Annotated in this window: 18 protein-coding genes; 9 read left to right on the top strand and 9 right to left on the bottom strand. The window is 71.9% G+C overall.

The features are described 5' to 3' along the window. Window positions 1-51: 51 nt before the first annotated feature. Complete coding sequence (locus ACFXKZ_RS21675; protein WP_380002668.1) at window positions 52-903, bottom strand: endo alpha-1,4 polygalactosaminidase; 852 nt, start codon at window positions 901-903, stop codon at window positions 52-54. A gap of 299 nt (window positions 904-1,202) precedes the next feature. On the opposite strand from ACFXKZ_RS21675, the gene ACFXKZ_RS21670 reads away from it, so the two are divergent. Then, window positions 1,203-1,961: a DeoR/GlpR family DNA-binding transcription regulator gene (locus tag ACFXKZ_RS21670; protein WP_126638788.1), complete on the top strand. Its 759-nt coding sequence runs from the start codon at window positions 1,203-1,205 to the stop codon at window positions 1,959-1,961. Between the two features lie 330 nt (window positions 1,962-2,291). Here ACFXKZ_RS21670 and ACFXKZ_RS21665 read toward each other — a convergent pair whose 3' ends face one another. Further along, window positions 2,292-3,230: an SAM-dependent methyltransferase gene (locus tag ACFXKZ_RS21665; RefSeq protein WP_380002537.1), complete on the bottom strand. Its 939-nt coding sequence runs from the start codon at window positions 3,228-3,230 to the stop codon at window positions 2,292-2,294. A gap of 98 nt (window positions 3,231-3,328) precedes the next feature. After that, window positions 3,329-4,138 carry an alpha/beta fold hydrolase gene (locus ACFXKZ_RS21660; RefSeq protein WP_380002536.1) on the bottom strand — a complete coding sequence of 270 codons (810 nt, stop codon included), beginning with the start codon at window positions 4,136-4,138 and terminating at the stop codon, window positions 3,329-3,331. Window positions 4,139-4,310: 172 nt separating this feature from the next. On the opposite strand from ACFXKZ_RS21660, the gene ACFXKZ_RS21655 reads away from it, so the two are divergent. Beyond that, window positions 4,311-5,654 (top strand): GAF domain-containing protein, encoded by a 1,344-nt coding sequence (locus ACFXKZ_RS21655; RefSeq protein WP_380002535.1) that lies wholly within the window; start codon window positions 4,311-4,313, stop codon window positions 5,652-5,654. Window positions 5,655-5,690: 36 nt separating this feature from the next. Here ACFXKZ_RS21655 and ACFXKZ_RS21650 read toward each other — a convergent pair whose 3' ends face one another. The 3 genes from ACFXKZ_RS21650 to ACFXKZ_RS21640 all read right to left on the bottom strand — a co-directional run bounded on the left by ACFXKZ_RS21650 (window position 5,691) and on the right by ACFXKZ_RS21640 (window position 9,261). Further along, window positions 5,691-6,887, bottom strand: a complete 1,197-nt coding sequence (locus ACFXKZ_RS21650; protein WP_380002534.1) for a sensor histidine kinase — start codon at window positions 6,885-6,887, stop codon at window positions 5,691-5,693. A 236-nt stretch (window positions 6,888-7,123) separates the two neighbouring features. Next, window positions 7,124-7,492 carry a hypothetical protein gene (locus ACFXKZ_RS21645; RefSeq protein WP_380002533.1) on the bottom strand — a complete coding sequence of 123 codons (369 nt, stop codon included), beginning with the start codon at window positions 7,490-7,492 and terminating at the stop codon, window positions 7,124-7,126. Window positions 7,493-7,803: 311 nt separating this feature from the next. After that, window positions 7,804-9,261: an aminopeptidase P family protein gene (locus ACFXKZ_RS21640; protein ID WP_380002532.1), complete on the bottom strand. Its 1,458-nt coding sequence runs from the start codon at window positions 9,259-9,261 to the stop codon at window positions 7,804-7,806. A 230-nt stretch (window positions 9,262-9,491) separates the two neighbouring features. On the opposite strand from ACFXKZ_RS21640, the gene ACFXKZ_RS21635 reads away from it, so the two are divergent. Beyond that, window positions 9,492-9,866 carry a VOC family protein gene (locus ACFXKZ_RS21635; protein WP_380002531.1) on the top strand — a complete coding sequence of 125 codons (375 nt, stop codon included), beginning with the start codon at window positions 9,492-9,494 and terminating at the stop codon, window positions 9,864-9,866. 824 nt (window positions 9,867-10,690) lie between these two features. On the opposite strand, the gene ACFXKZ_RS21630 is transcribed toward ACFXKZ_RS21635, so the two are convergent. Beyond that, a complete protein-coding gene (locus ACFXKZ_RS21630) occupies window positions 10,691-11,566 on the bottom strand; it encodes a hypothetical protein (protein ID WP_380002530.1) in 876 nt (291 codons plus the stop codon). 1,104 nt (window positions 11,567-12,670) lie between these two features. Next, window positions 12,671-13,267, bottom strand: a complete 597-nt coding sequence (locus ACFXKZ_RS21625) for a TetR/AcrR family transcriptional regulator (RefSeq protein ID WP_380002529.1) — start codon at window positions 13,265-13,267, stop codon at window positions 12,671-12,673. Between the two features lie 165 nt (window positions 13,268-13,432). Here ACFXKZ_RS21625 and ACFXKZ_RS21620 point away from each other — a divergent pair, with 165 nt between their 5' ends. The 3 genes from ACFXKZ_RS21620 (at window position 13,433) to msrA (ending at window position 17,356) form a co-directional block, all read left to right on the top strand. Then, entirely contained in the window at window positions 13,433-14,854 is a 1,422-nt protein-coding gene (locus ACFXKZ_RS21620; RefSeq protein ID WP_380002528.1) for an amidase family protein, read from the top strand. Between the two features lie 131 nt (window positions 14,855-14,985). Continuing rightward, entirely contained in the window at window positions 14,986-16,734 is a 1,749-nt protein-coding gene (locus ACFXKZ_RS21615) for an alpha/beta fold hydrolase (protein WP_380002527.1), read from the top strand. Window positions 16,735-16,843: 109 nt separating this feature from the next. Then, window positions 16,844-17,356 (top strand): peptide-methionine (S)-S-oxide reductase MsrA, encoded by a 513-nt coding sequence (gene msrA, locus ACFXKZ_RS21610; protein WP_380002526.1) that lies wholly within the window; start codon window positions 16,844-16,846, stop codon window positions 17,354-17,356. A gap of 102 nt (window positions 17,357-17,458) precedes the next feature. Here msrA and ACFXKZ_RS21605 read toward each other — a convergent pair whose 3' ends face one another. Then, window positions 17,459-18,916: a S28 family serine protease gene (locus ACFXKZ_RS21605; RefSeq protein ID WP_380002525.1), complete on the bottom strand. Its 1,458-nt coding sequence runs from the start codon at window positions 18,914-18,916 to the stop codon at window positions 17,459-17,461. A gap of 135 nt (window positions 18,917-19,051) precedes the next feature. Here ACFXKZ_RS21605 and ACFXKZ_RS21600 point away from each other — a divergent pair, with 135 nt between their 5' ends. From ACFXKZ_RS21600 to ACFXKZ_RS21590, 3 genes are all read left to right on the top strand, one after another. Beyond that, entirely contained in the window at window positions 19,052-21,223 is a 2,172-nt protein-coding gene (locus tag ACFXKZ_RS21600; RefSeq protein WP_380002523.1) for a bifunctional serine/threonine-protein kinase/transporter substrate-binding domain-containing protein, read from the top strand. A gap of 91 nt (window positions 21,224-21,314) precedes the next feature. After that, a complete protein-coding gene (locus ACFXKZ_RS21595) occupies window positions 21,315-22,127 on the top strand; it encodes a helix-turn-helix transcriptional regulator (RefSeq protein WP_380002522.1) in 813 nt (270 codons plus the stop codon). 357 nt (window positions 22,128-22,484) lie between these two features. Next, window positions 22,485-22,988 carry a SigE family RNA polymerase sigma factor gene (locus ACFXKZ_RS21590; RefSeq protein WP_380002521.1) on the top strand — a complete coding sequence of 168 codons (504 nt, stop codon included), beginning with the start codon at window positions 22,485-22,487 and terminating at the stop codon, window positions 22,986-22,988. The last annotated feature ends 75 nt before the right edge of the window (window positions 22,989-23,063 follow it).

Below are 23,063 nucleotides of genomic sequence, written 5' to 3'. Positions count from 1 at the left end.
GGCGGGATCCGTGCGGGATCGGGGCGCCGGGCCGACGATCGTGGCCGGGGGTCAGCAGGTCTTGCGCAGGTATCCGCTGTTGCCGGCCGGGACGACGTTCAGGTCGCGGCGCACGACGCTGAGCTTGCCGCCCCACTTGGAGCAGGCGGTGTTCAGGCCCTTGGCGGTGTACTCGATCACGATCACGTTGTTGCCGAACGACTTGGTGTACTCACCGCATTCGTTCCACTGGCCGCATTCCTCGGCGACGGCGAAGTCGAGCCCGGTGCTCGCGCGGTCGGGGGCCAGTTCGGAGGTGTTCTTCTGGGCGATGGCCAGTCCGCGCTGGTGCGCGTGCGCGGAGAGCAGCGTGACGAACGCCTTGGCGTTCTCGGCGGTGATCAGGTCCTCGGAGCGGGTGTAACTGTCGTAGTTGTCCGGCTCGACGGCCTGGAAGCCCTTGCCCGCGCACTCGTCGATCAGGGCGTTCACCTTGGCGGCGACGGACGTGCGCTTCTCGGGGGTGCGGATGTCGAGCAGCGCCTCCTTCCACTTGCCGTCGTAGACCACGGTGTCGTCGTCGCGGCGGAGCAACTCGCCCGGTTTCCAGTCGCCTTCGGCGCCCTTTTGGGCCTGGAAGGCGTTGACGTAACAGATGTTGTACAGGCCGGGCGCCGGGGTGGCGGAGTGGTCGCGGGTGACCACCTTGACCCCGGCGGGCGGCGTGTAGGCGCCGCCGATCTGGTAGTCGAAGTTCGCGTGGGTGGGGGGCAGGGTGACGGCGGCGCTCTTGGGGGCGTTCGCGGGCCCGGTGGTGTCGGCGCTCGCGGACGAGGTGAGGAACAGGGATCCCGCGATCGCTGCGGTGGTCGCCGCGACGGCGGCGAGACGGCGGGCCGATCTACCCGGGAGGAAGGTGTTCATCATCGAACTCCAGGTGCGGAGGATACGTCCCCGCCTCGGATGTCGATTGGCATCCTGGCGACTTTGTCCGGGCTTGCGGCTTCACGCCGGCTACCGGCTGGGCGTACCTTTGACGCCGATTGCGCTGCTCGGCGTCGGAGCAGTAAATCGAGCAACATTCGTCATGTCAAGAGATCGTCAGTGCGCACAACGCTCACGGGAGTTGCCGTACGGAGGCCGGAAATGCCGTCCTCCGACCATCCGCGGATTGCGCCGGTGGATCCCGTGACTGCGCGAATGCGCACGGATATGCTGCGCGGATGTTGAGAACCGAGCGCCACGCGCGCATCCTCGAACACGTTGCCGCACACGGGAGCGTGAGCGTCGAGGAGTTGTCCGCGATCCTGGCGGTCTCGGGGGCCACCGTGCGCCGCGACCTCCAGCACCTGGACGCGGTGAACCTGCTGCGCCGTACGCACGGCGGGGCGTCCGTGGGCAACATCGGCCTGGAGACGCCGATGCAGTACCGCAGCGAACGCCGCCGACCGGAGAAGCTGGCGATCGCCCGCGCCGCGGCGGCCCTGGTCCCGGCGGAGGCCGTGGTCGGCCTGACCGGCGGCTCCACCGCCACCGAGATCGCCCGCATCCTGGCCGAGCGCGGGCCGGTCACCATCGTCACCAACGCGGTGAACATCGCCGCCGAACTGGTCCTGCACAAGGACGTCACGCTCGTGGTGATCGGTGGCACCGCCCGCAAGGAGAGCTACGAACTGGTCGGCCCGATCGCCGAGAAGACCCTCGCCGACTACTACACCGACGTGACCTTCCTGGGCGTGGACGGAATCAGCGCCGCCCACGGCTGCACCACGCACGACCAACTCGAGGCCGCCACCGACCGGGCCTTCACCGACCGCAGCAACCACACCATCGTGGTGGCGGACCACTCCAAGATCGGAAAGGCCACCCTGGCCCGCATCTGCCCACTGTCCGGGATCGGCCACCTGGTCACGGACGCGGACGCGCCGAAGGACGAACTGGCCCGGATCGCGGAGGCGGGGGTCGCGGTGACGGTGGTCTGAGGGGACTCGTTGTCGGCGGTGCGGGGGCGGTTCCACGCGGTCGTGCGGGGACCGTGCGACGCGGTGTTGCAGGGGCGGTTCGACGCGGCGGCGCAGGGACCGTTCGACCCGGTCGTGCGGAGACGATGCGAGGCGGCGGTGCGGGTGGTTCGGCTCGGCCGTGCCGGGACGGTGGGAGGGCGCGGCCGGGTGGCCTCGCGTCGGAGGCGGGTGATCCGGAGCCGGACGCGCGGGCCCGCCCACGCACGCCGAGCCGGCGGTCGACGTGCGCATGCCGGTCCGCTTGTTTCCGAGCCGGTCGCAGCCCTCCCCTGCGGGGCTGCGACCGGCTCAGGCGCAGGGGCGCAGTGCCCGGGCCGGGACACGACCCGTACCCGAACACTCCCGGCGTCCCGGAGGCGGCTTGTGGGCCACCCCCGCGTACATCCACTCCCGCTCCACCAGCGGACGCGGAAGTCGGTCGGCACGCCAGGACGAGATCGGCACCACGCCGGGCCGGACCGGGTCCAGGCCGGGGAACAGCGCCCGCACCTGCGCGGCCGTGCGCGGAAACAGCGGGGCGGCCGAGCGGCGATACGCTTCCGCCGTGGCCCGCGCCGCCTCCGGCCGCAGATCGGCGGCGACATGCGAGAGCACCAGCATGCTGCCCGGCACCATCGCACCCGCCAACGCGCCCACCACGGCCCGGGGATCGTCCGCGTCCGACAGGTAGTGCAACACCGCGGTCAGCACCACCGCCACCGGCCGATCCAGATCCACCCCCGAACGCCCGGACACCCGCGCCAACAGCGCGTACGGATCGCGGAGATCGCCCTCCACCACCCGCACCCGACCGGGCCGACCGGACAACGCCCGGGCGTGCGCGAGCACCAGCGGATCGTTGTCCACGTACACCGCCCGCGCCTCCTCGGTGGCCGCCACCGCGCACTCGTACGTGTCGTGGGCGGTGGGCATGCCGACCCCGATGTCGAGGAACTGGCGGATCCCGCACCCCGCCGCGAACGACACCGCGCGGCGCAGGAACGCCCGATTCGCCCGAGCCATCGCGCGTACCTCGGGAGCCGCCCCGAGCACCGCGTCGGCGGCCTCGCGATCGACCCCGAAGTTGTTCTTGCCTCCCAGGTAGTAGTCGTACATGCGAGCGGGATGCGGCAGATCGGTGCGCAGCCCGGACCGGCGCGTCGCGGACACCTGGACCGGCGGTCGAGCCGGCACCGGCCGGCCCGCGCACGATCGGGTCTCCGGCGCCTGCTGGGGAATCACAATCATCGGCCTTCCCGATTCTCGGGTCACGGGCCGCCCGGATCGGGCGAGGCGGGGGTACCCGCCGGGCGGGCCCGCGTATTCCTCCGGTGCGCCTGGGGAGATCAGCGGCGGAGGAAATCCGTGACGACTGCGTCGAAGTGCTCGTGTTCCTCGACGAAGGGTACGTGCCCACTGGCGGAGAACCGCTCGATCCGCGCATCGGGCAACACACCCGCCAGCCACCCGGCCAGGTCACCCGGGAAGACCCGGCTGCGCTCGCCGTAGACCAGCAGCGTCGGCACCGTCACCTGCGGCAGCACCGACCGCCAGTCCGAGTGCGCCATGTCCATCCAGACGTCGAGCGCGGACGACGTATGCGTCTGGGTGGTCTCCGCGTACACCGCGTCCACCGCCTCGGCGGCCGGGGGTTCGGCGAAACACGCCTCGATGAACGGCTTCACCGCGAGCGGCCGAGCGTGCCGCACGGTCTGCGCGAACACCGCCAGATCGGTGGGGGAATACCCGCCCAGCAGCGGGAACTCCCAGTCGGGCCCGTCCAAAAAGCGCGGCGACTGATCGACGAACACCGCGCCGCGCAGCCCCTCGCACCCGAACTGCCGCACATACGACAGCAGTACCGAGGTACCCATCGACCAGCCGACCACGGTCACCTCGGCGAGATCGAGGGACCGAACCAACTCGCGGATGTCGCGGGCGTACTGGTCCAGGGAATGGCCCTCGGGCGTCTTCCCGGACCGGCCGTGGCCGCGGAAGTCCGGCACGATCACCCGGTTCTCCGCCGCCAACGCGGCCACGTTCCCGGACCAGAAGGTGCCGTTCATCGTCCAACCGTGCAGCAGGACGACGGGCCGGCCCGCGCCGTGCTCCTCGTAGTAGAGCGGGACGGTGTCGGACAGTTCCAGATAGGGCACGCCATCTCCTCCGGTCTCGGTCACGGCACCCCGTTCGCCGCGCCGCACTGCCGGCAGTCTGCGCGAGCCGGGAGCCGTTCCGCCAGACGTCGCAGGGGGGTTGCACCAACGTTGCAGAACCCGCGACGACACCCGCCCCGCCGGCGACCGACCGTGCCGGCATGATGACTCCATGGCACACCGATCGGACGCACGGGAACGGGCGCTGAGCGGCGGCACGGCGTCGGGGGTTCGCGGCCCGATCCGGGCCTCGTGGTCGCGCGCCCGACGACACGGGCTGGCACCCGACGCCTACCTGCCGCCGGTGTGCCTCGACGACGACGAACTGGCCCGCCACCGCGAGGAACACGCGCTCACCGGGATCTGGCCGCTGCTGCGCCGTTCGCTGGGCGGACTGACCGAGGATCCGGGCCGGTTGTTGTTCCTCAGCGACGCCCGGGGTCACCTGCTGTGGGTCCAGGGCGACCACACGTCGCTGCGCTCGGCGGAGCGGGTACACCTGCTGCCGGGCGCGCTGTGGAGCGAGGACGCGGCGGGCACGAGCGGGGTGGGCTCCGCACTGGCGACCGGGCGGCCGTTCCAGGTGTTCGGCGCCGAGCACTTCCTGTCCGCGGCCACGGCCTACACCTGCACCGCCACGCCCATCCACGACCCGATCAGCGGCGACCTGCTCGGAATCCTGGACTTCACCTGCCCCGAACGGCACTGGCAGCCACTGGCGATCCCCCTGCTCGACACCGCCCGGCGGTTGGCCCAGTCGGAGTTGGAGACAGTCCGGCTGCGCGAGGAGATGCGGGTACGCACCCGCTACGTCGAGCGCATCGCCCGCCGCCTGGGCACCCGCAGCGCGATCGTCGACGCCGGCGGGCGCGTGGTGCGGGCGGATCCGCCCGGCTGGCTGCCCAATCGGCTCCCGATACCGGTCGGCGAAGGCCCGATGTTGCTGCCCGGCGGACAACTCGTGCTCGTCGAACGGCTGGCCGCGGGCGGCCTGTTCCTGCTCATCGCCGAGGACGGCGCCTCCGGGCCGGTGACCGCCGCGCCGATGCGCCTCGAGGCGCTCGGGCTGCGCCGGGCGCGGCTGCACGTGGCCGGTGCCACCCACGAACTCACCCGCCGTCACGCGGAGATCGTCACCACGCTGCTGAGCGAACCGGGCGGGATGACGGCGAAGGCGATCACCGAGGCCGTGTACGGCCCGACCGGCCGCCCGGCCACGGTGCGGGCCGAACTCGCCCGGCTGCGCGCGATCCTGGGCCATCGGCTGGCGTCGGACCCGTATCGGCTGACCGGAGACTGCGAGGCCGACTTCCTCGACCTGGACCACGCGCTGTCGAACCGGGACACCACGGCCGACACCCTCCTGGACCGCTACCGGGGGCCGCTGTTGCCCGGCTCGACGGCGCCGCGCGTCCTCGAACTGCGGGCGGCGCTGCACGAACGGCTGCGGAACCGGGTGGTGGAGACGGCCGACGCGGACACGGCGATGCGGTGGGCGGGTACGGCGGCGGGCTGAGCGGGCGCCGCGGTCTGCGCGCGTTTCGGCGTGTGTTTACGGGCGGCCCGGGAGGGCGGGTGTGCGGGGGCGGGTGGGGAGCAGGGCGTGTACGCGCCAGCCGCCCGCCGGGTAGGGGCCGGTTTCGAGGCGACCGCCGAACAGGGCGACCCGTTCGTTCATGCCGACCAGGCCGTGGCCCATGCCGTCGCCGGGAGCCGCCTCGCCACGGCCGTCGTCGCGCACGTCGAGTTCGATGTCCTCGCCCGTGTAGCGCAGGACGACCCGGGCGCCGGCGCCGGGCCCGCCGTGTTTGCGGGTGTTGGTCAGGGCTTCCTGGACGATGCGGTACACGGTCAGGCCGATGCCCTGGGACAGTTCAACGGGTCGGCCCTCGACGTGCAGGTCCACCGTCAGGCCCGTGCCGCGGACCCGGGTGAGCAACTCGTCGAGTTGGTCGACGCCGGGCTGGGGCACGAACGTCTCGACGTCGTTCTCGGAACGCAGTACACCCAGCAGGCGCCGCATCTCGGCGAGCGCCTCGCGGCCGGTGGCGGCGATCGTGCCCAGGGCCTCCCGGGCCGCGTCGGGCGCGGCGTCGATCGCGTACGCGGCGCCGTCGGCCTGGACCACCATCACCGAGACGTTGTGCGCAACCACGTCGTGCAACTCCCGGGCGATCCGGGCCCGTTCGGCCGCCGCGGCGAGCCGCGCCTGCTGGTCGCGCTCGACCTCCAGGCGTGCGGCGCGGTCGATCAGCTCGGCGTAGAACGCGCGCCGGGTGCGCATCGAATCGCCCAACACCCAGGAGATGGCAAGCAGTACGACGATGAAACCGGACGCGGACAGGTTGGCCCTGAAGGTCCCGCCGTCGGCGTGCGGGAAACGCACCAGCAGCACTGCCGGCGCCGACACCGTGGCGGCGAGCGCGGCCCGGGAGAGCCAACGCGGGCCGGACTTGGCGGCCGTGTACACGATCACCAGCATCGCGTAGTTCGCGAACGTGATGGTCCCGTCGCAGAGCAACTGGGCCACCCCGGCCCCGACCACGAGCATCGTCGCCACCCGGGAGCGGACCCGGTGCAGCGCCATGCCCAGACTCAGGGCCACCACGATCGTGTAGGCCCAGAGCGACATGACGATGCCGTACTCGTAGGACAGGATCTGGAGAACACCGAGGCCGAACGCCGGGATGGTGCACACCGAGTCGACCCACAGGGGATGCGCCCGCAGCCAGGCATAGATTCGTTGCACGGGGCGACCGTACGACCCGCGGGACGGGTTCGGCATCAACCTGGGCGCTCATCACCGCGTCCACCGCAGGTCGAACGTGGTGCGCGCGGAGGCACGACCTGAGCGCGATCCACGGGGCAGGCGGGTCGGCTCCCGGGGCCGCCTGCCTCGGCGTCGCGGTGCCGGGTCCGTACGCCCGGGTCGGCGACCGACCAAGTGCCCGGTCGCCGACGGGTGTTCGATGCCGAGCCGGACGACTACCGGTTGGTGGTGAGGAACCAGTCGGTGTTCGGCAGGTACGGCGCCACGTACTCGGTCTTTTGGCTCTGGTACTGGAACTGGCAGTCGGAGTACGCGTAGTGGGTGAAGGTGATGTTGCCCTTCCACCACCAGCCGTCGACGTACCTGTGCTCGCTCGGCGTGTTGACGCAGAGGGCGGTCCACTGGCCGTTCTGGTTGGGGCCCTCGATGCGAATCGACTGGGTTTTGCCGTACAGGTCCACGAAGTGGATCTGCTGCCCGTTCGACCCGGCGGACGCGGTGCCGGCGCCGGTCACGACGGCCCCCGCGGCCATCGTCACCGTCAGGGCACCCGTCGCGAGCGTCGCGGCGATCTTCTTGCGCATCGCTTCTCTTTCCTGATGGATGTGCGTTTCACGCGGCGGCGGGACGGATTGCGCGCCGCGAAGGTGATCATGGCAATCTCTGCGCCCCGCGAAGGTCACCGATCGATAACGCTTGGCGCTGCCGCGGGAATTGGCCGGTGATCGTCGTCGTGCGGCCGAAAAGCTACGAGGGGTGGGTGGCAACAGCCGGGTGGGGGTGGGGTGTTCGGGTCGCCATGACGACTCGCTCCGCGGCGTGCTGCGGGCCGCCCGCCCCGAGGTGTATCCGGGGAGGGCGGCCCGTGTCGTGGCGTGCTGCCGGGTGGGTGGGGTCAGCCGCGCAGGCGGGCCATCCACGACTCGATCTCGTCGGCGCCGCGCGGCAGGGCGGCGGACATGTTCCGGTTGCCGTCCTCGGTCACCAGGATGTCGTCCTCGATCCGGATCCCGATGCCGCGATACTCCTCGGGCACGGTCAGGTCGTCGGCCTGGAAGTACAGGCCGGGCTCGACGGTCAGGCACATGCCCGGTTCCAGCGCGCCGTCGACGTACGACTCGGTCCGCGCCACCGCGCAGTCGTGCACGTCCAGACCGAGCATGTGACCGGTGCCGTGCAGCGTCCACCGGCGCTGCAGACCCAGCTCCAACACCCGCTCCACCGGGCCCTCGACCAGGCCCCACTCGACCAGGTGCTCGGCGAGTACGCGCTGCGCCTCGTCGTGGAACTCCCGGTACTTGGCGCCGGGCCGCACCGCGGCGATGCCCGCCTCCTGCGCGGCGAACACGGCGTCGTAGATCCGGCGCTGGAGCGCGGTGAACCGGCCCGAGACGGGCAGCGTACGGGTCACGTCGGCGGTGTAGAGGGTGTGCGTCTCGACACCCGCGTCCAGGAGCAGCAGATCGCCCGCCCGCGCCGCGCCGTCGTTGCGGACCCAGTGCAGCGTGGTCGCGTGCGGACCGGCGGCGCAGATCGAGCCGTAGCCGACGTCGTTGCCCTCCAGCCGTGCGCGCAGGAAGAACGTGCCCTCGATGTACCGCTCCGAGGTGGCCTCGGCCCGATCCAGGACCCGGACCACGTCCTCGAAGCCGCGCACCGTCGAGTCGACCGCGGCCTGGAGTTGCCCGATCTCGAACGTGTCCTTGACGAGCCGCTCATCGGCCAGGAAGACCCGCAGCTCCTCGTCCCGCCCGGCGTCGAGGCGCTCGCCCAGGGCGCTCTCCAGCGCCGCGTCGTGACCGCGCACCACACGCACGGGACCCGCGGCCGAGGTCAGCTCCTCGACGACCTTGCGCACGTCTCGACACGGCAGCCCGTACAGCAGCTCGCCCTCGGCCAACCCGGCACGCCGACCGACCCACAGCTCGCCCTGCCCGTCCAGCCAGAACTCGCCGTTGCCCCGGTCCGACCGGGGCAGCAGATACAACACCGCGTCGTGACCGTCGGCGACCGGTTCGAGGACCAGGACGCCGTCCTGGGTCAGGTCGCCGGTGAGGTACGCGTACTCGGTCGACGCCCGGAACGGGTACTCGGTGTCGTTGGACCGGGTCTTGAGATTGCCCGCCGGGACCACCAGACGCTCACCCGGGAAGCGGGCCGACAGGGCCGCGCGGCGGCGGGCCGTGTTCGGCGCCTGCTCGATCGGCGCCAGGTCGACGCGCTCGGTGTCGGCCCAGCCGGTGCGCATGTTCGCGGCCAGCTCCTCCGAGACCTCGCCGCGGTAGAGGCCGTTCTTGCGCTGCTTGATGGCCTGCACCTGCTCTTCGTCGGACGACCGCTTCTCGGCACCCACGCCTGCCTCCTGAACCTCTGAACTTCCGGACTTCTCGATTTTCGAGTTTTCCGGACTTCCGGACTCGACTGCCGATCGGTTGTCGATCGCACGTTCCCACCCATTCTTCCCGACGCCCGGGCGCGACCCCCGGCGGGCCGGCGCGTCGTCGGGCATGGCCACCGGGGTGGTGGGTACGACCCCTCGGGTAGGTGCCGCGGACAGCGGTCGAGGAGACACAGGGGGACGAAGTGATTCGAAAGCTGCAGGCGATCGCACTCGACTGCGCCGATCCGGCACGGCTCGCGCAGTTCTACGCGGAACTGCTCGGCGGCCGGGTGGTCGCGGACGCGAACGACCCGGACTGGATCGAGGTACACGGCTTCGAGGGCACGCCACTGGCCTGCCAACGCGTGGAGGGCTACCGCCCGCCGGAATGGCCGGGCCAACAGGTCCCGCAACAACTCCACCTGGACTTCGACGTGGACGACCTCGACGGCGAGGAAAAACGCGCCGTGGCCCTCGGCGCAACGGTCCTGGAACGCACGGACCAGGTCCACCAAGGAGCCAACTGGCGAGTACTCGCAGACCCGGCAGGCCACCCGTTCTGTTTGTGCTTCCACTGAGGCCGAGGTAGGCGACGTGGGCCGGGGCCGGGGCCGGGATTTGCCTCCGGCTCGGGGCGGGCGGGCCTGGGCAGGGGCGGGGAGAGCGGGCGGTCGGGTCGAGTCCGTCGGGGGGCTTTCCGAGTGGGCCGGGCGTTCTCGGCGCACGTTGGGCTTTGGGTTGCGGGTGGCTGGTGCGGGGCGGGTCTGAGTCGGTGGTGGGCCGCCGCCGGCGTGCGGGGCTCCGAGACTTGGGGCTTCCGACGAGGCGGGTGTATCGGTCGGCGAAAAAGCGACCAGCGGCGGCGGGCGGGGTGGGTGCTCGGGTCGGGTTTGCCGGGCTTGCGTTCCCGAGGGGGCCGGGTGTTTTCGGCGCGCGTTGCGCGTTGCGCTTTGGGTTGCGGGTGGCTGGTGCGGGGCGGGTCTGAGTCGGTGGTGGGCCGCCGCCGGCGTGCGGGGCTCCGAGACGTGGGGCTTCCGACGAGGCGGGTGTGTCGGTCGGCTTAAAAGCGACCGGCAGCGGCGGGCGGGGTGGGTGCTCAGGTTGGGTTCGCCGGGCGTGCGTTCCCGAGGGGGTTGGGCGGTGGGGGTTCGGTGAAAGTGCACGAATCCGGATTGCGTGGGGTGTTGCGGATGCGGTGTGAGAGAAAACCGCAGGTCGGCAAGCTTCGGTGGGCCGAAAATCCATTGAACTCGCCACCCGACTGCGGTCGGGCGCCGTCCGTGATCCTGCACGGTGAGTGAGGGCACTCGCGGCGCCGGCGTGCTGTGCGACCTGCCGTTTCAGCGGGGTGGGCAAATCGGCGCCCGGAGAGGACGCCGATTCGCTGTCGCAGCGGGCGTACTCACTTTGTCCCGGATGTGTCCGCTCTCTCGGGCAACTGCACAACGGCCACGCCGGCCTGGGACTCACCGAAGCCCCAGCCTGCGACAAGGGAGCAGCCGACCGCTTCCAGGACATCGGTCCACGGCCAGCGGCCGCTGCCGTAGTAGAAGCCACCCTCGCTTCGTGCGTCGCTTTCGCTGAGGCAGAGCATGCGGAGATGGTCGCGGAGGGCGGGATGTGCGACCGCACTCAGGCTTTCCTCCCAGGGCTCGGCGGCGGTGCGGACGGCATTCATGTCGTGGATCGACACCAGATGCTCGGGGCCGCGCCCGGTGAAGGTGGCGGCCCGCATCGCGTCGGTCGGAGTGCCGTCGGTGGCGACCCGCAGCAGCACGGACAGCCAGCCGTTCAATTTCTCGGATGCCTTGTCGGTCAGGTCGACCCCATGGCGGTCCAGGAGCGCCCCCAACTCCGCGCCGTAGACCAAGACTTCATCGGCCTCATCCACCGCCGAAAGGGTCCGCAAGTCGGCGACGAAGGCATCGTCGAACGGCCGGCGACCCTTGTGCCCACCGTCACCCCACGGTCCCGCCCCGGCCAGAAGGTCGGCGTCGAAGAGGAACAGCGACTCGCGCAGGTCGAACCGCCATGCCCACGGAGAGAAGGGGTATTCCCCGTCCGGATCCGGCAATTGCCTCGACTCCCGACCCATCAGCGCAGCAGGGGTGATCCAGGAATTCGGGAACAGGAACTCGTCGAGTGAATCCGAGACGTAGTACACCCCGTACCGGGCAGCGGGATCAACGGCCGGCCGGCCGTCGAGCAGTATCTCGAAGGCGCCGGTCAGCGTGGCATCCCACCCGTCAGGGTCAGTCACCAGGGTCGTCTCGGGCATCACGATGAGCGCTCCTATCGATGTCTTGATGTGTGTCACATGGGTCGCCGCAAAATACCGCCCGCCGGCGACACTTCAGGAAGCCGACAACGAAGTCCGCGTGAAAGCAGACGAAATCCATCCGATCGGGATTGCCGTTGGTTTGCCCGGTCGTTCCACCCTGCCTGCCGTGGGTCGTCGGTGGGCGTATGACTTTTCAGCCGCCGCCCGTATCGCAGCGACGTATCCGAAGCCAACAGCCCCACGAAACCCGCACTCGACACCCCAATTCCTGCCCGCACATTGCAAAACCGCAGGTCACCGAAGCCCGAAGCCCAAAACCACCCACCGCGATCCGGTTCCGAACCCCAACCCCCCTCCAAACGCCCCCGAAGCACCCGGCCCACCCGGGAAGGCCCCCGGAGAACCCGACCCGACCCGATCCTCCTCCCTGCCGCTGCCTGCCGGTTTTCGCCGACCAACACACCCGCCTCGCCGAAAGCCGAAGTCTTGGAGCCCCGCACGCCGGCGGCGGCCCATCACCGACTCGGACCAGCCCCGCACCAGCCGGCCCGCAGCCCAGGGCGCAACGCGCGCCGAAAGCACCCGGCCCACTCGGGAAGGCCCCTCGGGGACTCGACCCGACCGCCTTCCCTCCCCGCCGCTGCCGGCCGGTTTTCGCCGACCAACACATCCGGCTCGCCGAAAGCCGAAGTCTCGGGGCCCCGCACGCCGGCGGCGGCCCATCACCGACTCGGACCAGCCACGCACCAGCCGGCCCGCAGCCCAGGGCGCAACGCGCGCCGAAAGCGCCCGGCCCACTCGGGAAGGTCCCTCGGGGACTCGACCCGACCGCCTTCCCTGCCTGCCGCTGCCGGCCGCTTTTCGCCGACCAACACACCCGCCTCGCCGAAAGCCGAAGTCTCGGAGCCCCGCACGCCGGCGGCGGCCCATCACCGACTCGGACCAGCCCCGCACCAGCCGGCCCGCAACCGGAAGCGCACCCCCGCCAAGTAGCACCCGACCCGCTCGGGCAGGCTCCCCGGCGGCCTTGCCGGCCGTCCCCGCCCCTCCCGGACCCGCCTCGGCGCCGGCCGAAGGGCTGCGGCGGCGGTCGCCCGTGCCCTATGCCGTCCACAGTTTTGTCAGGTGCGTGTGTAGGACGGTTTCGGCTTCGGGTGGGGTCAGGTGGCCGAGGAGGACGTGGGTGGTGAGGCCGTCGGCGAGGGCCAGGAGGGTGCGGGCCTCGTGGTGGGGGTCCAGGGGGATGGGGGGATTCGGGGTGGCGGCGGCCGTGGTGATCAGGTGGGTGAACGATTCCTCCAGCGCGGCGTAGTTGGTCTTGAGGATCGCGGCCAGCGGGGCGCTGATCGCGGCCTGGGCCAGGAACGCCAGCCAGACGCGGGCCTCGGCGCGGTGTTCGTCGCGGAGGAGGGCGAACTCGGAGGCCGCGTGGCCGAGGGCGGTGGCGGCCGACTGGGCGGGGCTGCGGACCAGGCGGGCCCGTACCCGGGCGGCGACCTGTTCGCCGACGTGGCCGAGGGCGAAGACGAGCATTTCCTCCTTGGTCCGGAAGCACCGCTGGACCGCGCCCATCGACACATCGGCGCGCGCGGCGACGTCGCGCAGGGTCACGCCTTCCAGGCCGCGTTCGTCGGCGAGCCGGCATACGGCCTCGGCGATGAGGCGGCGTCGGCTCGCGTGGTCCACCTGTCTGGGCATGGCTGCCGCGCCCTTCCGGTCGTGGTGCGCGTTATTGCGATGCGGGTGCATCGGTTCCCAGGCTATCGTTCCGATGCAGTTGCATCGGAACGATGGAACCGAACGATGGAACCCACAGAAGCGGCGGACCAGATGGACCGGAACGAAAGTGCACAAACGCGCCCCATGTCGGGCCGGCTATGGGCCATGTCCGCCACGGCACAGGCGCAAGCCGTGCGGGACGGGGTCGTCTCGGCCGTCGACCTCGTCGACGCGCACCTGGGGCGGATCGCCGAGGTCGACCCGGAGCTGAACGCGATCACCCGGGTGCTCGCCGACCACGCTCGTGAGCAGGCCCTGCGCACGGATCGTCGGCGCGCCGCCGGGGAGGTGCTGGGGCCGCTCGCGGGGGTGCCCTTCACGGTGAAGGAGAGTACCGCCGTGGCCGGCGTGCCGACCACGTTCGGCGTGCCGCGCTTTCGGGACCTGGTGGCCGCCGCCGACGCGCTGCCCGTGGCGCGGTTGCGGGCGGCCGGGGCAATCCCGATCGGGCGGGGCAACATACCGACGTTGATCCTGGCCGGGATGCACACCCGCAGCGAACTCTTCGGCGACACGGTCAACCCCTGGCACCCCGGCCGCACCCCGGGCGGCAGCAGCGGCGGCGACGCGGTCGCGGTGGCCGCCGGGATGGCCGCGATCGGGCTCGGCAACGACTCCGGCGGGTCGTTGCGGATCCCGGCCCAGTTCTGCGGGGTGGCCGCGCTGAAGCCGTCGACGGGACGGTTCCCGGCGGACCATCGGGTGCTGGGGCCGGAGGATCCGGGCCCGGCGACGCAAATGCTGGTCACCGACGGGCCGTTGGCGCGTGGGGTGGGCGATTTGCGCGCGGTGTACGAGGTGTTGGCCGGCGCGGACCCCCGTGATCCGCGTGCCGTGCCGGTGGCGCCGTACGGCCCGCCCATCGCCGGGCCGGTGCGGGTCGCGGTGGTGGCGGACCCCGGCGGACGCGGCGTACACCCGGCCGTGCGCGGAGCGGTCGAGGCGGCGGCCGACGCGCTGCGGGACGCCGGCTACGACGTCCGCGAAGTGCCGGACGTACCACGCCTGGACGAGGCCCTGGAGGCGTACGACCAGATCACCCTGACCGAGTTCGCGCCGACCTGGCCGGTGGTGCGCACGCTGCTGGGCCCGGGCGGGGACCGCTATATCGCGATGGCGATGGAGCGCACCCCGCCGGCGACCGCGGACGAGTTGCTGAAGCTGATGGGCACCTGGCTGAACATCCGTCGCTCGTGGGCCGAATTCCTTGACGAATACCCGCTGTTGCTCGGCCCCTCCTTCACCGAGCCCCCGGTCGAACCCGGTCTGGAATCGCTGGACCGGGCCGGTCGGGATCGGGTGGCGTCGGCGATGCGGTTGTGTACGGTGACCAGCTTCGTCGGCCTGCCGGCGGTGGCGGTGCCCACCGGGGTGGTCGACGGCCTCCCCACCGGGGCGCAGATCGTCGGACGCGCGTTCCGGGAGGACCTCTGCCTGGACGCGGCCCAGGCCGTCGAGGACCGGCTGGGCACACTGACCCCGGTGGGTCCGCGCACGGGTGGGTGATCGCCTCGTGTCCGCTTCGGGGTTCTCGCGTTGAGGTAGCGGGAGTTCCGATCGGCGAAGGTGGTGCGGTCGGTGGTGCCCCGCGGGAAGAACACGAGTGCGAATCCGTCCGGCGAAGGGAATCGACGAACATGACACGCCGCCACCGCCGTGTGTTCGATCCGGCCCACGAATCGGTACACAAGCCGACCCGCCGTTCGGCCCGCGCGAGGTGGCGGGCGCTGTACCGGCGAACCGCCGCCGTCGCGGCCGTCGCCCTCGCGATGGTCGGGGGCGGCGTGGTCGACGCCTCGGCGAAAGCGGAACCGGAACCGGCACCGGGGGAGGAGGCGGCGGCCCCGACCCTGGCCTGGAGTCCCTGCGTCGAGGACGCCGGCTTCGAATGTGCGAACGCCTCCGTCCCATTGGACTATCGCGAACCGAACGGGCGTCGTCTCACCTTGGCGGTGATTCGCCACCGGGCCGCGGACCCGACGCGGCGGCTGGGGACGTTGGTCCTCCAACCCGGTGGGCCGGGCAACTCCGGAGTGGACTTCGTGCGCGGGAACCACGCCTCCCTGCCGGCCGAGCTGCGGGAACGTTTCGATGTGTTCGGCTTCGACGCGCGCGGCATCGGGCGTAGCGCGCCGTACGAGTGCTGGGACGACGCCACCTACTCCCGCGAGGTCACACAATCGCCGGGTCGGCCCGGGCCCGAGGGGTTCGACCGGGCGGTGTCGACCGCGCGGGACTTCGACGCGGCCTGCGCGGCCAAGGCCGGTGACGTACTGCCGTTCATGGGCACCGACTACGTGGCGCGCGATCTGGAACTGCTGCGCCGGGCGCTGGGTGAGCGGCGATTGTCCTTCTACGGACGCTCGTTCGGGTCCTACATCGGCACCGTCTACGCCGACCGGTATCCCGACCGGGTGCGCGCCATGGCGCTGGACGGCGCCTACGATCCGGTGCACTACGCGGAGCGCCCGTACGAGTACGACCGGCCGCAATACCTCGCGCTGGACGCGGCGATGGGGCGCTTTCTCGACTGGTGCAGCGCGGAACCGGTGCGCTGCGGGTTCGGCCAAGGGGACGCGCGCGGCGCGTTCGAGCGCCTGATGCGGGAGTTGGACGCGCACCCGGTGCCCACCCCGTCGGGCGTGGCGGCGAACGGGTACACGCTCGCCTACCGGCTGATGTTCAACATCAACGGAGGCAAGGCGGTGTGGCCCGGGTTCGGCGCGGCCCTGCGGCAGGCGGAGTCGCGGGACGGCACCGCCTTCCTGCTGCGACCGCCGTCGGCGGCCGGCTTCGACTTCCTCACCGCGAACGTCGTGGTCGAGTGCATCGACCGGGCCTACCCGCGTAACCCGGGCCGGCTGGAGCGGAACGTGCGGGCCAATGTGCGCGACGCGCCGCTGCTCGGCCCGCCGATCGGGTTCGGACCGCCCACCTACGACCACAACCACGCGCCGGCGTGTGCGCAGTGGAACGGCGAACGGGTCAGCCGGCACCGGGGCTCGTATCGGGCGTGGGGCTCCGCGCCCATCCTCGTGCTCGGGACGACGGGCGACCCCGACACCCCGTACCAGGACGCGGTCGCGCTGTCGGAGCGCCTGGACAATGCGTGGCTGCTCACGTTCCGTGCCGAGGGGCACACCGCCTTCGGGCGCAGCGCCTGTGCGCAGGCGGCGACCGTCCGCTACCTGACGGACCTGACCCTCCCACCACGCGGTACGGTCTGCGCCGACGAGCCGGATCCGGTCTCGACGACCGCGCAGGCGCCCCCGGTGGCGGGCGGCCCGGGTGCGGCCGGACTGCCGGGGATGCCCGGTGTGCAGGGCCCCCCGGGGCCCGCCGGCCTCCCGGGCGTCGACGAAGGCTTCGATCGCATCGGCGGCTGACCCCGTGTGGCCCGGCCCACGTTCACCGCATCCGTCGCACCCGCCGCCATTCGGGTCGGGGTCGATACGATTGAAGGAGTGATTACCGGCGTCGGTCAGGAGTTGCGAGATGAGTGCTGGAGTGGAGAAGGCGGTTCTGGCCGGAGGTTGCTTCTGGGGGATGCAGGACCTCGTCCGCAAGCAGCCCGGGGTGACGGTCACCCGCGTGGGCTACTCGGGCGGGGACGTCCCGAACGCCACCTACCGCAACCACGGTGACCATGCCGAGGCGATCGAGATCCTGTTCGATCCCTCGGTGACGAGCTATCGCGACATCCTGGAGTTCTTCTTCCAGATCCACGACCCGACGACCCGCGATCGTCAGGGCAACGACATCGGCCGCAGCTACCGCTCGGCGATCTTCTACGCCGACGAGCAGCAGCAGGCGACGGCGCTGGAGACGATCGCGGACGTCGAGGCCAGCGGCCTGTGGCCGGGCAAGGTGGTCACCGAGCTGGAGCCGCTGGGCGACTTCTGGCAGGCCGAGCCCGAGCACCAGGACTACCTGGAGCGCTACCCGAACGGGTACACCTGCCACTTCCCGCGCCCGGGCTGGAAGCTCCCGCACCGCGACCGCGCCTGACCCCCGCCCGGGCACCCGCCGGGCCCGGGGCCGAGCCGGGCCCGGGCCGACCTCCCGCCCGGGCTCGCCCCACGCGCGGCCCGACTCGGGCCCCGGTCCGGCTCAGACTCCGGCCCATCGGCGCAGCGCGGTGGTCGCCTGCGCGGCGTCGTCCGGGGTGAGGGTGCCCAGGCGCGCGCCGTGGCCCGTGTGCGGCGCGATCAGGACCCGGGTGTCCCGGCTGCCCGGTCCCGGTCGGAACGGCTCGGCGCGTACCGGGTCGTTCTCGCCGTAGACGAACAGGATGCGATCGCCGCGGTGGCGGACCCAGCGGTCGATGTCGGGCATCGCGCCGGAGTCGAAGCGCAGCGGGGTGCCCGCAGGCAGGTAGTTGCGCACCTCCTGGATGCCGGGGTAGCGCAGCAGGCCGTCCAGATGGGGCGTAGCGAGCTGCATGTAGCCCAGCTGGGTGCCGAGTTGGTGGAAGTACGGCCGGAAGAACGTGACGCTCTCGTCGGCGTAGACCGCAAGCCGGGTGACACCGTCGACCCATGCGTAAAGCTCGTCGGCGGACGCACCCGGCGCGGGTATCCCGGCGCACTTCGGCTCGCCCGCGTACATCCAGAACATCATCGGCAGGCGGAGCACCGCGAGTTCGAAGGCCCGGTCGACGCTGCCGAGCGTCTCGAAGGTCTGCGCGTTCGCCGCCGCCCACTGCGCGTAGCGGGTCGTCATCTCGTCGCGCCGCAGGAGCGCCTCGCGCTGCACCGATTGCAGCGCGGCCCGGCACTCGGGCGTGCCCACCCGGGCCAGGAACGTGTCGTACGCGCTGTCGTCGCGGTCGTCGACGTTGTTCGGCGCGGAGTAGACCACGCTGCCGTCGACGTCGTCGGGGTGGAATCGCCGGTGGTAGACGGTGGCCATGCCGCCCTTGCTGCCGCCGGTGGAAATCCAGGAGCCCTGATAAATCGCCTTCAGGGCCTGGATCAGCCGATGGTGATCGTCGGCCGCCTGGCGGATGTTCAGGTCGGACATGTCGGTGGGGTCGGTGGGGTCGGTGGGGTCGACGGGTCGGGAGGTGCCGAAGTAGCGCTGTTCGGTGTAGATCTGATTGCCGTCGAGCAGGGTCGCCGGCTCGGAGCGGAAGCTCGCGCCGGCGCCCAGGTCGTAGCCGCTGGTGTACAGGACCATCGGCCGCGCGGTCGAGCGGTGTTGCAGACTCAGGCGTTGCTCGAAGGATCCCCGCTCGGGGTGTCGATGGTCGTCGGGCTGGCGATAGGTCAGCTCGAAGTAGCGGATGCCCGGCGCGGCGGGCTTCTCGGCCACCACCCGCATGCCCGGTATCGCGGCGATCCGGTCCCGGATGTCGACCCCACTGCTCTCCGCCGCCGCGACGCCGGCCGCGACCGGCGCAGGGGCCGCCACGGCCGTGCCGGACCCCGCCGGCACCAGCACCGCGGCGCTCACCGCCAACGCCGCGAGCCTGCGCCGGCCCCGCAGCGTCGTGCCGCCACCCGGGGCACGCCGCGCCCTGCCCGGGTCGCGTGGTGCCCGGTCTCGATCAAGCCTTGCGTTTGTCATGTCCCCAGGAAAGCCCGGGCGCCCACGTCGCCGGATCCCCGGAACGGGGGAAACGCCTCCCCCGACCGGGGGAGACGACCCATCGCGTACGGTGAGCCCTCGTACGGATCGGCGGCTCGACTACGGGGGTACGGCGTGGAATCGATCGGCGTCGGGGACCCGTCCCGGATCGGGTCCTTCGCGGTGCTCGGCCGGCTGGGCGCCGGGGGCATGGGGCAGGTGTACCTGGGCCGTTCGCCCGGCGGGCGGCTCGTCGCGATCAAGGTGGTCCTGGGCGACCTGGCCGAGGATCCGCACTATCGCCGCCGGTTCGCCTCGGAGATCGCCGCGATGCGCCGTATCGGCGGCTTCTGGACCGCCGCGTTCGTCGACGCGGACGCCGACGCCGAGGCGCCGTGGTTGGCGACCGAGTACATCGCCGGCCCCTCGCTGACCGAGACGATCGCCGCGCACGGCACGCTGCCCGCGTCGAGCGCGCGACTGCTCGCCGCCGGACTGGCCGAATCGCTGGCCGCGATCCACGCCGTGGGACTGGTGCACCGCGATCTCAAGCCCTCCAACGTGCTGTTGGCCTCCGACGGCCCCCGGGTGATCGACTTCGGCATCGCCCGGATGGTGCGCGAGGCGAACGGGCCGACCCGGACGGGACACCTGGTCGGCACCCCCGGGTTCCTGTCGCCCGAGCAGGCCAGGGGCGACGAGGTCGGGCCGGCGAGCGACGTGTTCGGGGTCGGCCTCGTGGTCGCCCACGCGACGACCGGACGCTCCCCGTTCGGGTTCGGCGACGCGGCGCAGATGATGTTCCGGGTCGTGTACCAGGACCCCGATCTCGACCCCGTCCCCGAGGAATTGCGGCCGGTGGTGGCCGCCTGTCTGCGTCGGGATCCGGCCGAGCGGCCCACCCCGGCGCAGGTCCTCGAGATGCTGGGCACCACGGCCCGCCCGATGGGTGCCGACTGGTTGCCGGCGGCACACTCCGCGCTGGTCCGGAGCCGCTCCGCGACGGCGGCGGCGAGCGGCGGAGCGGCGCCGGCGGCACCGAGTGCGCCGGATGCGACGGGTGCGACGGGCGCCCCGCCGACCGACGTGCCACCAACCGACGTGCCGCCGACCGACGTTCGGCCCCCGCACCGCCCCGACCAGGTCGAGGCGGCGACGGCGACCGCCGCCGTCGGCCCGGTCGCCACCCCGTCGTCCCGGCCCGAGCAACCCCCGGCCCGCCCGATCGGGCCGCCGATGATCCCCCCGCCGCCGCCCGTCAAGCCCGCGTATGCCCCCGCCCCCATCCCCCCGGCCCCGCCGGCCCCGCCTGCGCCGTCGAGCCCCGGCATCGCGCGCCGCGGCCTCCTGATCGGCGGTTCCGTCGTGGCCGCCGCGCTCGCCGGCGGCGGTGCGTACCTGCTCACCCGCGACGAGGGCAAGGGTGCGGTCGGCGCGGGCAACGCCGCGAACCCGTCGTCGCCCGGCACCGGTTCGTCCCCGAGCCCGACCACATCCGCCTCGGCGCCGAACGGCACCGGCACCGGCGGACAATCGTCCGCCCCCGCCCCGTTGGCCCACCTCCTCCCCGAGCCGTACCGGTCCGGACGGCCCCTCCTCGTCGGCGTGGACGCCGCCTACCCACCCAACGAGTTTGTGGACACCGACGGCCGGAGCGTCGTCGGCATGTCCGCCGACCTGATCCGGGCGATCGGGCAACTGCTGGGTGCGACACCGAAGTTGGAGAACACCAAGTTCGACGCCTTGATCTCGTCGCTGGTCGAACGTCGAGTCGACCTGGTCGTGTCGTCGATGTTCGACACCAGGGAACGGCTGAACATGGTCGACTTCGTCGACTACTTCACCGCCGGCAGCGTGCTCCTGGTCCGTAAGGGCAACCCCCGGGGCATTCGCACCCTGGCCGACCTGTGCGGCGCGAAGGTGGCGGTGCAACGCGGCGCGATCCAGGAGGACATGGTCGCTCGCGCAACCACCCGATGCGGGCCCGGCGCGTCGAGCCCGATCAAGCTCGACGGCATCGAGGCCGCCGCGAAGCAGATCGCCGAAGGTGGCGCGGATGTGGGCGTGTTCGATCTCCCCGTGGCGGTGAACGGGGCTCGGACCTCGGGCGGTGTTCTCGAAGTCGTGGGCGAGCAGATCGAACCCCTGCCGTACGGCATCGCCCTGCGCAAGTCCGACACCGCGCTGCGGGACGCGGTGCGGCAGGCACTGGAGCGCCTGCTGCAAACCGGGGAGTACCGGGCGATCCTGGACCGTTGGCAACTCGGCGCGGGCGCCGTCCCGCGCGTCACGGTCAACGGCGGCTGACCCGGCGACCCCCTCCCCGAACCCGGCGGCGCCGCGAGGAGGCGGCCGAGATGCTTCCCAAGCACTCGTTTGGATGGGGATACTGGCCGGCGTGGACCCAAGTACCGCGTTGCGCGAATTCCTCGTGTCCCGGCGCGCCCGGTTGTCGCCGCGCGATGTGGGACTGTCCGACGACGGTCCCCGACGGGTGGCCGGTCTGCGCCGCGAGGAGGTGGCCTCGCTCGCCGCGGTCAGCGTCGACCACTACATACGCCTCGAGCGCGGCCAGGCCTCGCGCGTCTCGGACGCGGTCCTGGACGCCGTCGCCGAGGCGCTGCGCCTGACCCGGGGCGAACGGCAGTACCTGCGCAACCTGGCCCGGCCCGATACCGCGAGCACGCGGGAACGGGCGGCGGTACGCCCGGGATTGCGCGTGTTGCTCGACGCGTGGGGTCCGCCCGCGTACGTGGTCGGCCGCAACGGCGTCATCGTGGCCTGGAATCGCGCGGCCACCCGGGTGTTCCTCGACTTCGGCGAAGTCCCGCCCGAACGGCGCTCGATCGGCGGCCTGATGTTCGGCGACCCGCGTGCCAAAACCCTGTACGCGGACTGGGAGCGCAAGGCGGGGGAGACCGTCGCCTATCTGCGGACCGAGGTAGGCAAGCGGCCCCGGGACCCGGACCTGGCCGCACACCTGCGCGAACTCGCGGCGATCAGCCCCGACTTCGTCCGGCTGTGGTCGGCCCAGGCGAAGTTCGACCTGGCCCACGGGACCTGTCGCATCCGGCATCCGCTCGTCGGCGCGCTCGATCTGACCTACGAATCCCTGCACCCGTCCGACGACCCGGACAAGGTGGTGATCGCGTACGCGCCGGCGGACGCGGTCTCCGCAGCGGCGCTGGCTCTGCTCGACGGCGAGTCGTGACGCACCCTCGGTGACGAGGCCGGGCCCGAGGCGCCCCGACCGAGGCGGCGCGACCCCATCCGGGGAGCACGGATGGGGGCACGCGCCTTCGCCGCACGATCGTGGATCCCCTCCACACCGCCCACGATCGCCTCGGACCCACCGATCATCGACCACCACAGCCGCCCCAGACAGTGCAAACCCCGCACTGGCAGGGCCCGATGTTCCGTGACCGGGCCGGTTGTCCTCTCCGCTCGCGATCGTGACGCAACATTCCCGGGCCGTCGACCCGTCTATCTCCCGACACCGGCGAGCAGACGGTCGCCGCGAACATCGGTCGCACGGGAAGCAGGGGGCCGGGATGAGGCTGGACCGGGGATGAGGCAGGAACGAGATCGCATGTTCGACGAGTTCGTCGCGGCGCGTTACCAGGCGCTGCGCCGGACGGCGTATCTCCTGTGCGGCGACTGGCACCAGGCGGAGGACCTGGTCCAGAACGCGTTGGAGAAGGTGTTCGCGTCGTGGCACAGGATGCGTGATCCGGGAGCGGTGGACGCCTATACCCGACGGGTGATGGTGCGCGGGTTCGTGGACGGCAAACGCCTGCGCGGCAGCCGCGAGTTCCCGGCCGCGACCATTCCCGACGGCTCGGCGGTTCCGGAGGACAGTGCCCGCAGGTTGGCGCTGTTGGCGGCGCTGGGGAAGGTGTCGCCCGGATATCGGGCCGTGCTGGTCCTGCGGTACTGGGAGGACCAGAGCATCGAGGAGACCGCGGCGATCCTCGGCCGGAGTTCGTCGGCCGTACGGTCGGCCGCGAGCCGCGGACTGGACCAACTGCGCGCGATCCTCGGCGAGTCGGTGACGGACATCGCGCTCGCGTAATCGATCGGAACAAAACCGCGCGGGACAACCAGGCCGCACGCGGCGCCGAAACCCGCGCAACCACGAATCCGTACG

Origin of the sequence: Embleya sp. NPDC059237, assembly GCF_042754105.1 — a bacterium.
In the GTDB taxonomy this organism is placed as follows: domain Bacteria; phylum Actinomycetota; class Actinomycetes; order Streptomycetales; family Streptomycetaceae; genus Embleya.
The sequence above is the reverse complement of the archived record's forward strand: the minus strand, read 5'-3'. Positions and strand labels throughout refer to the sequence as shown.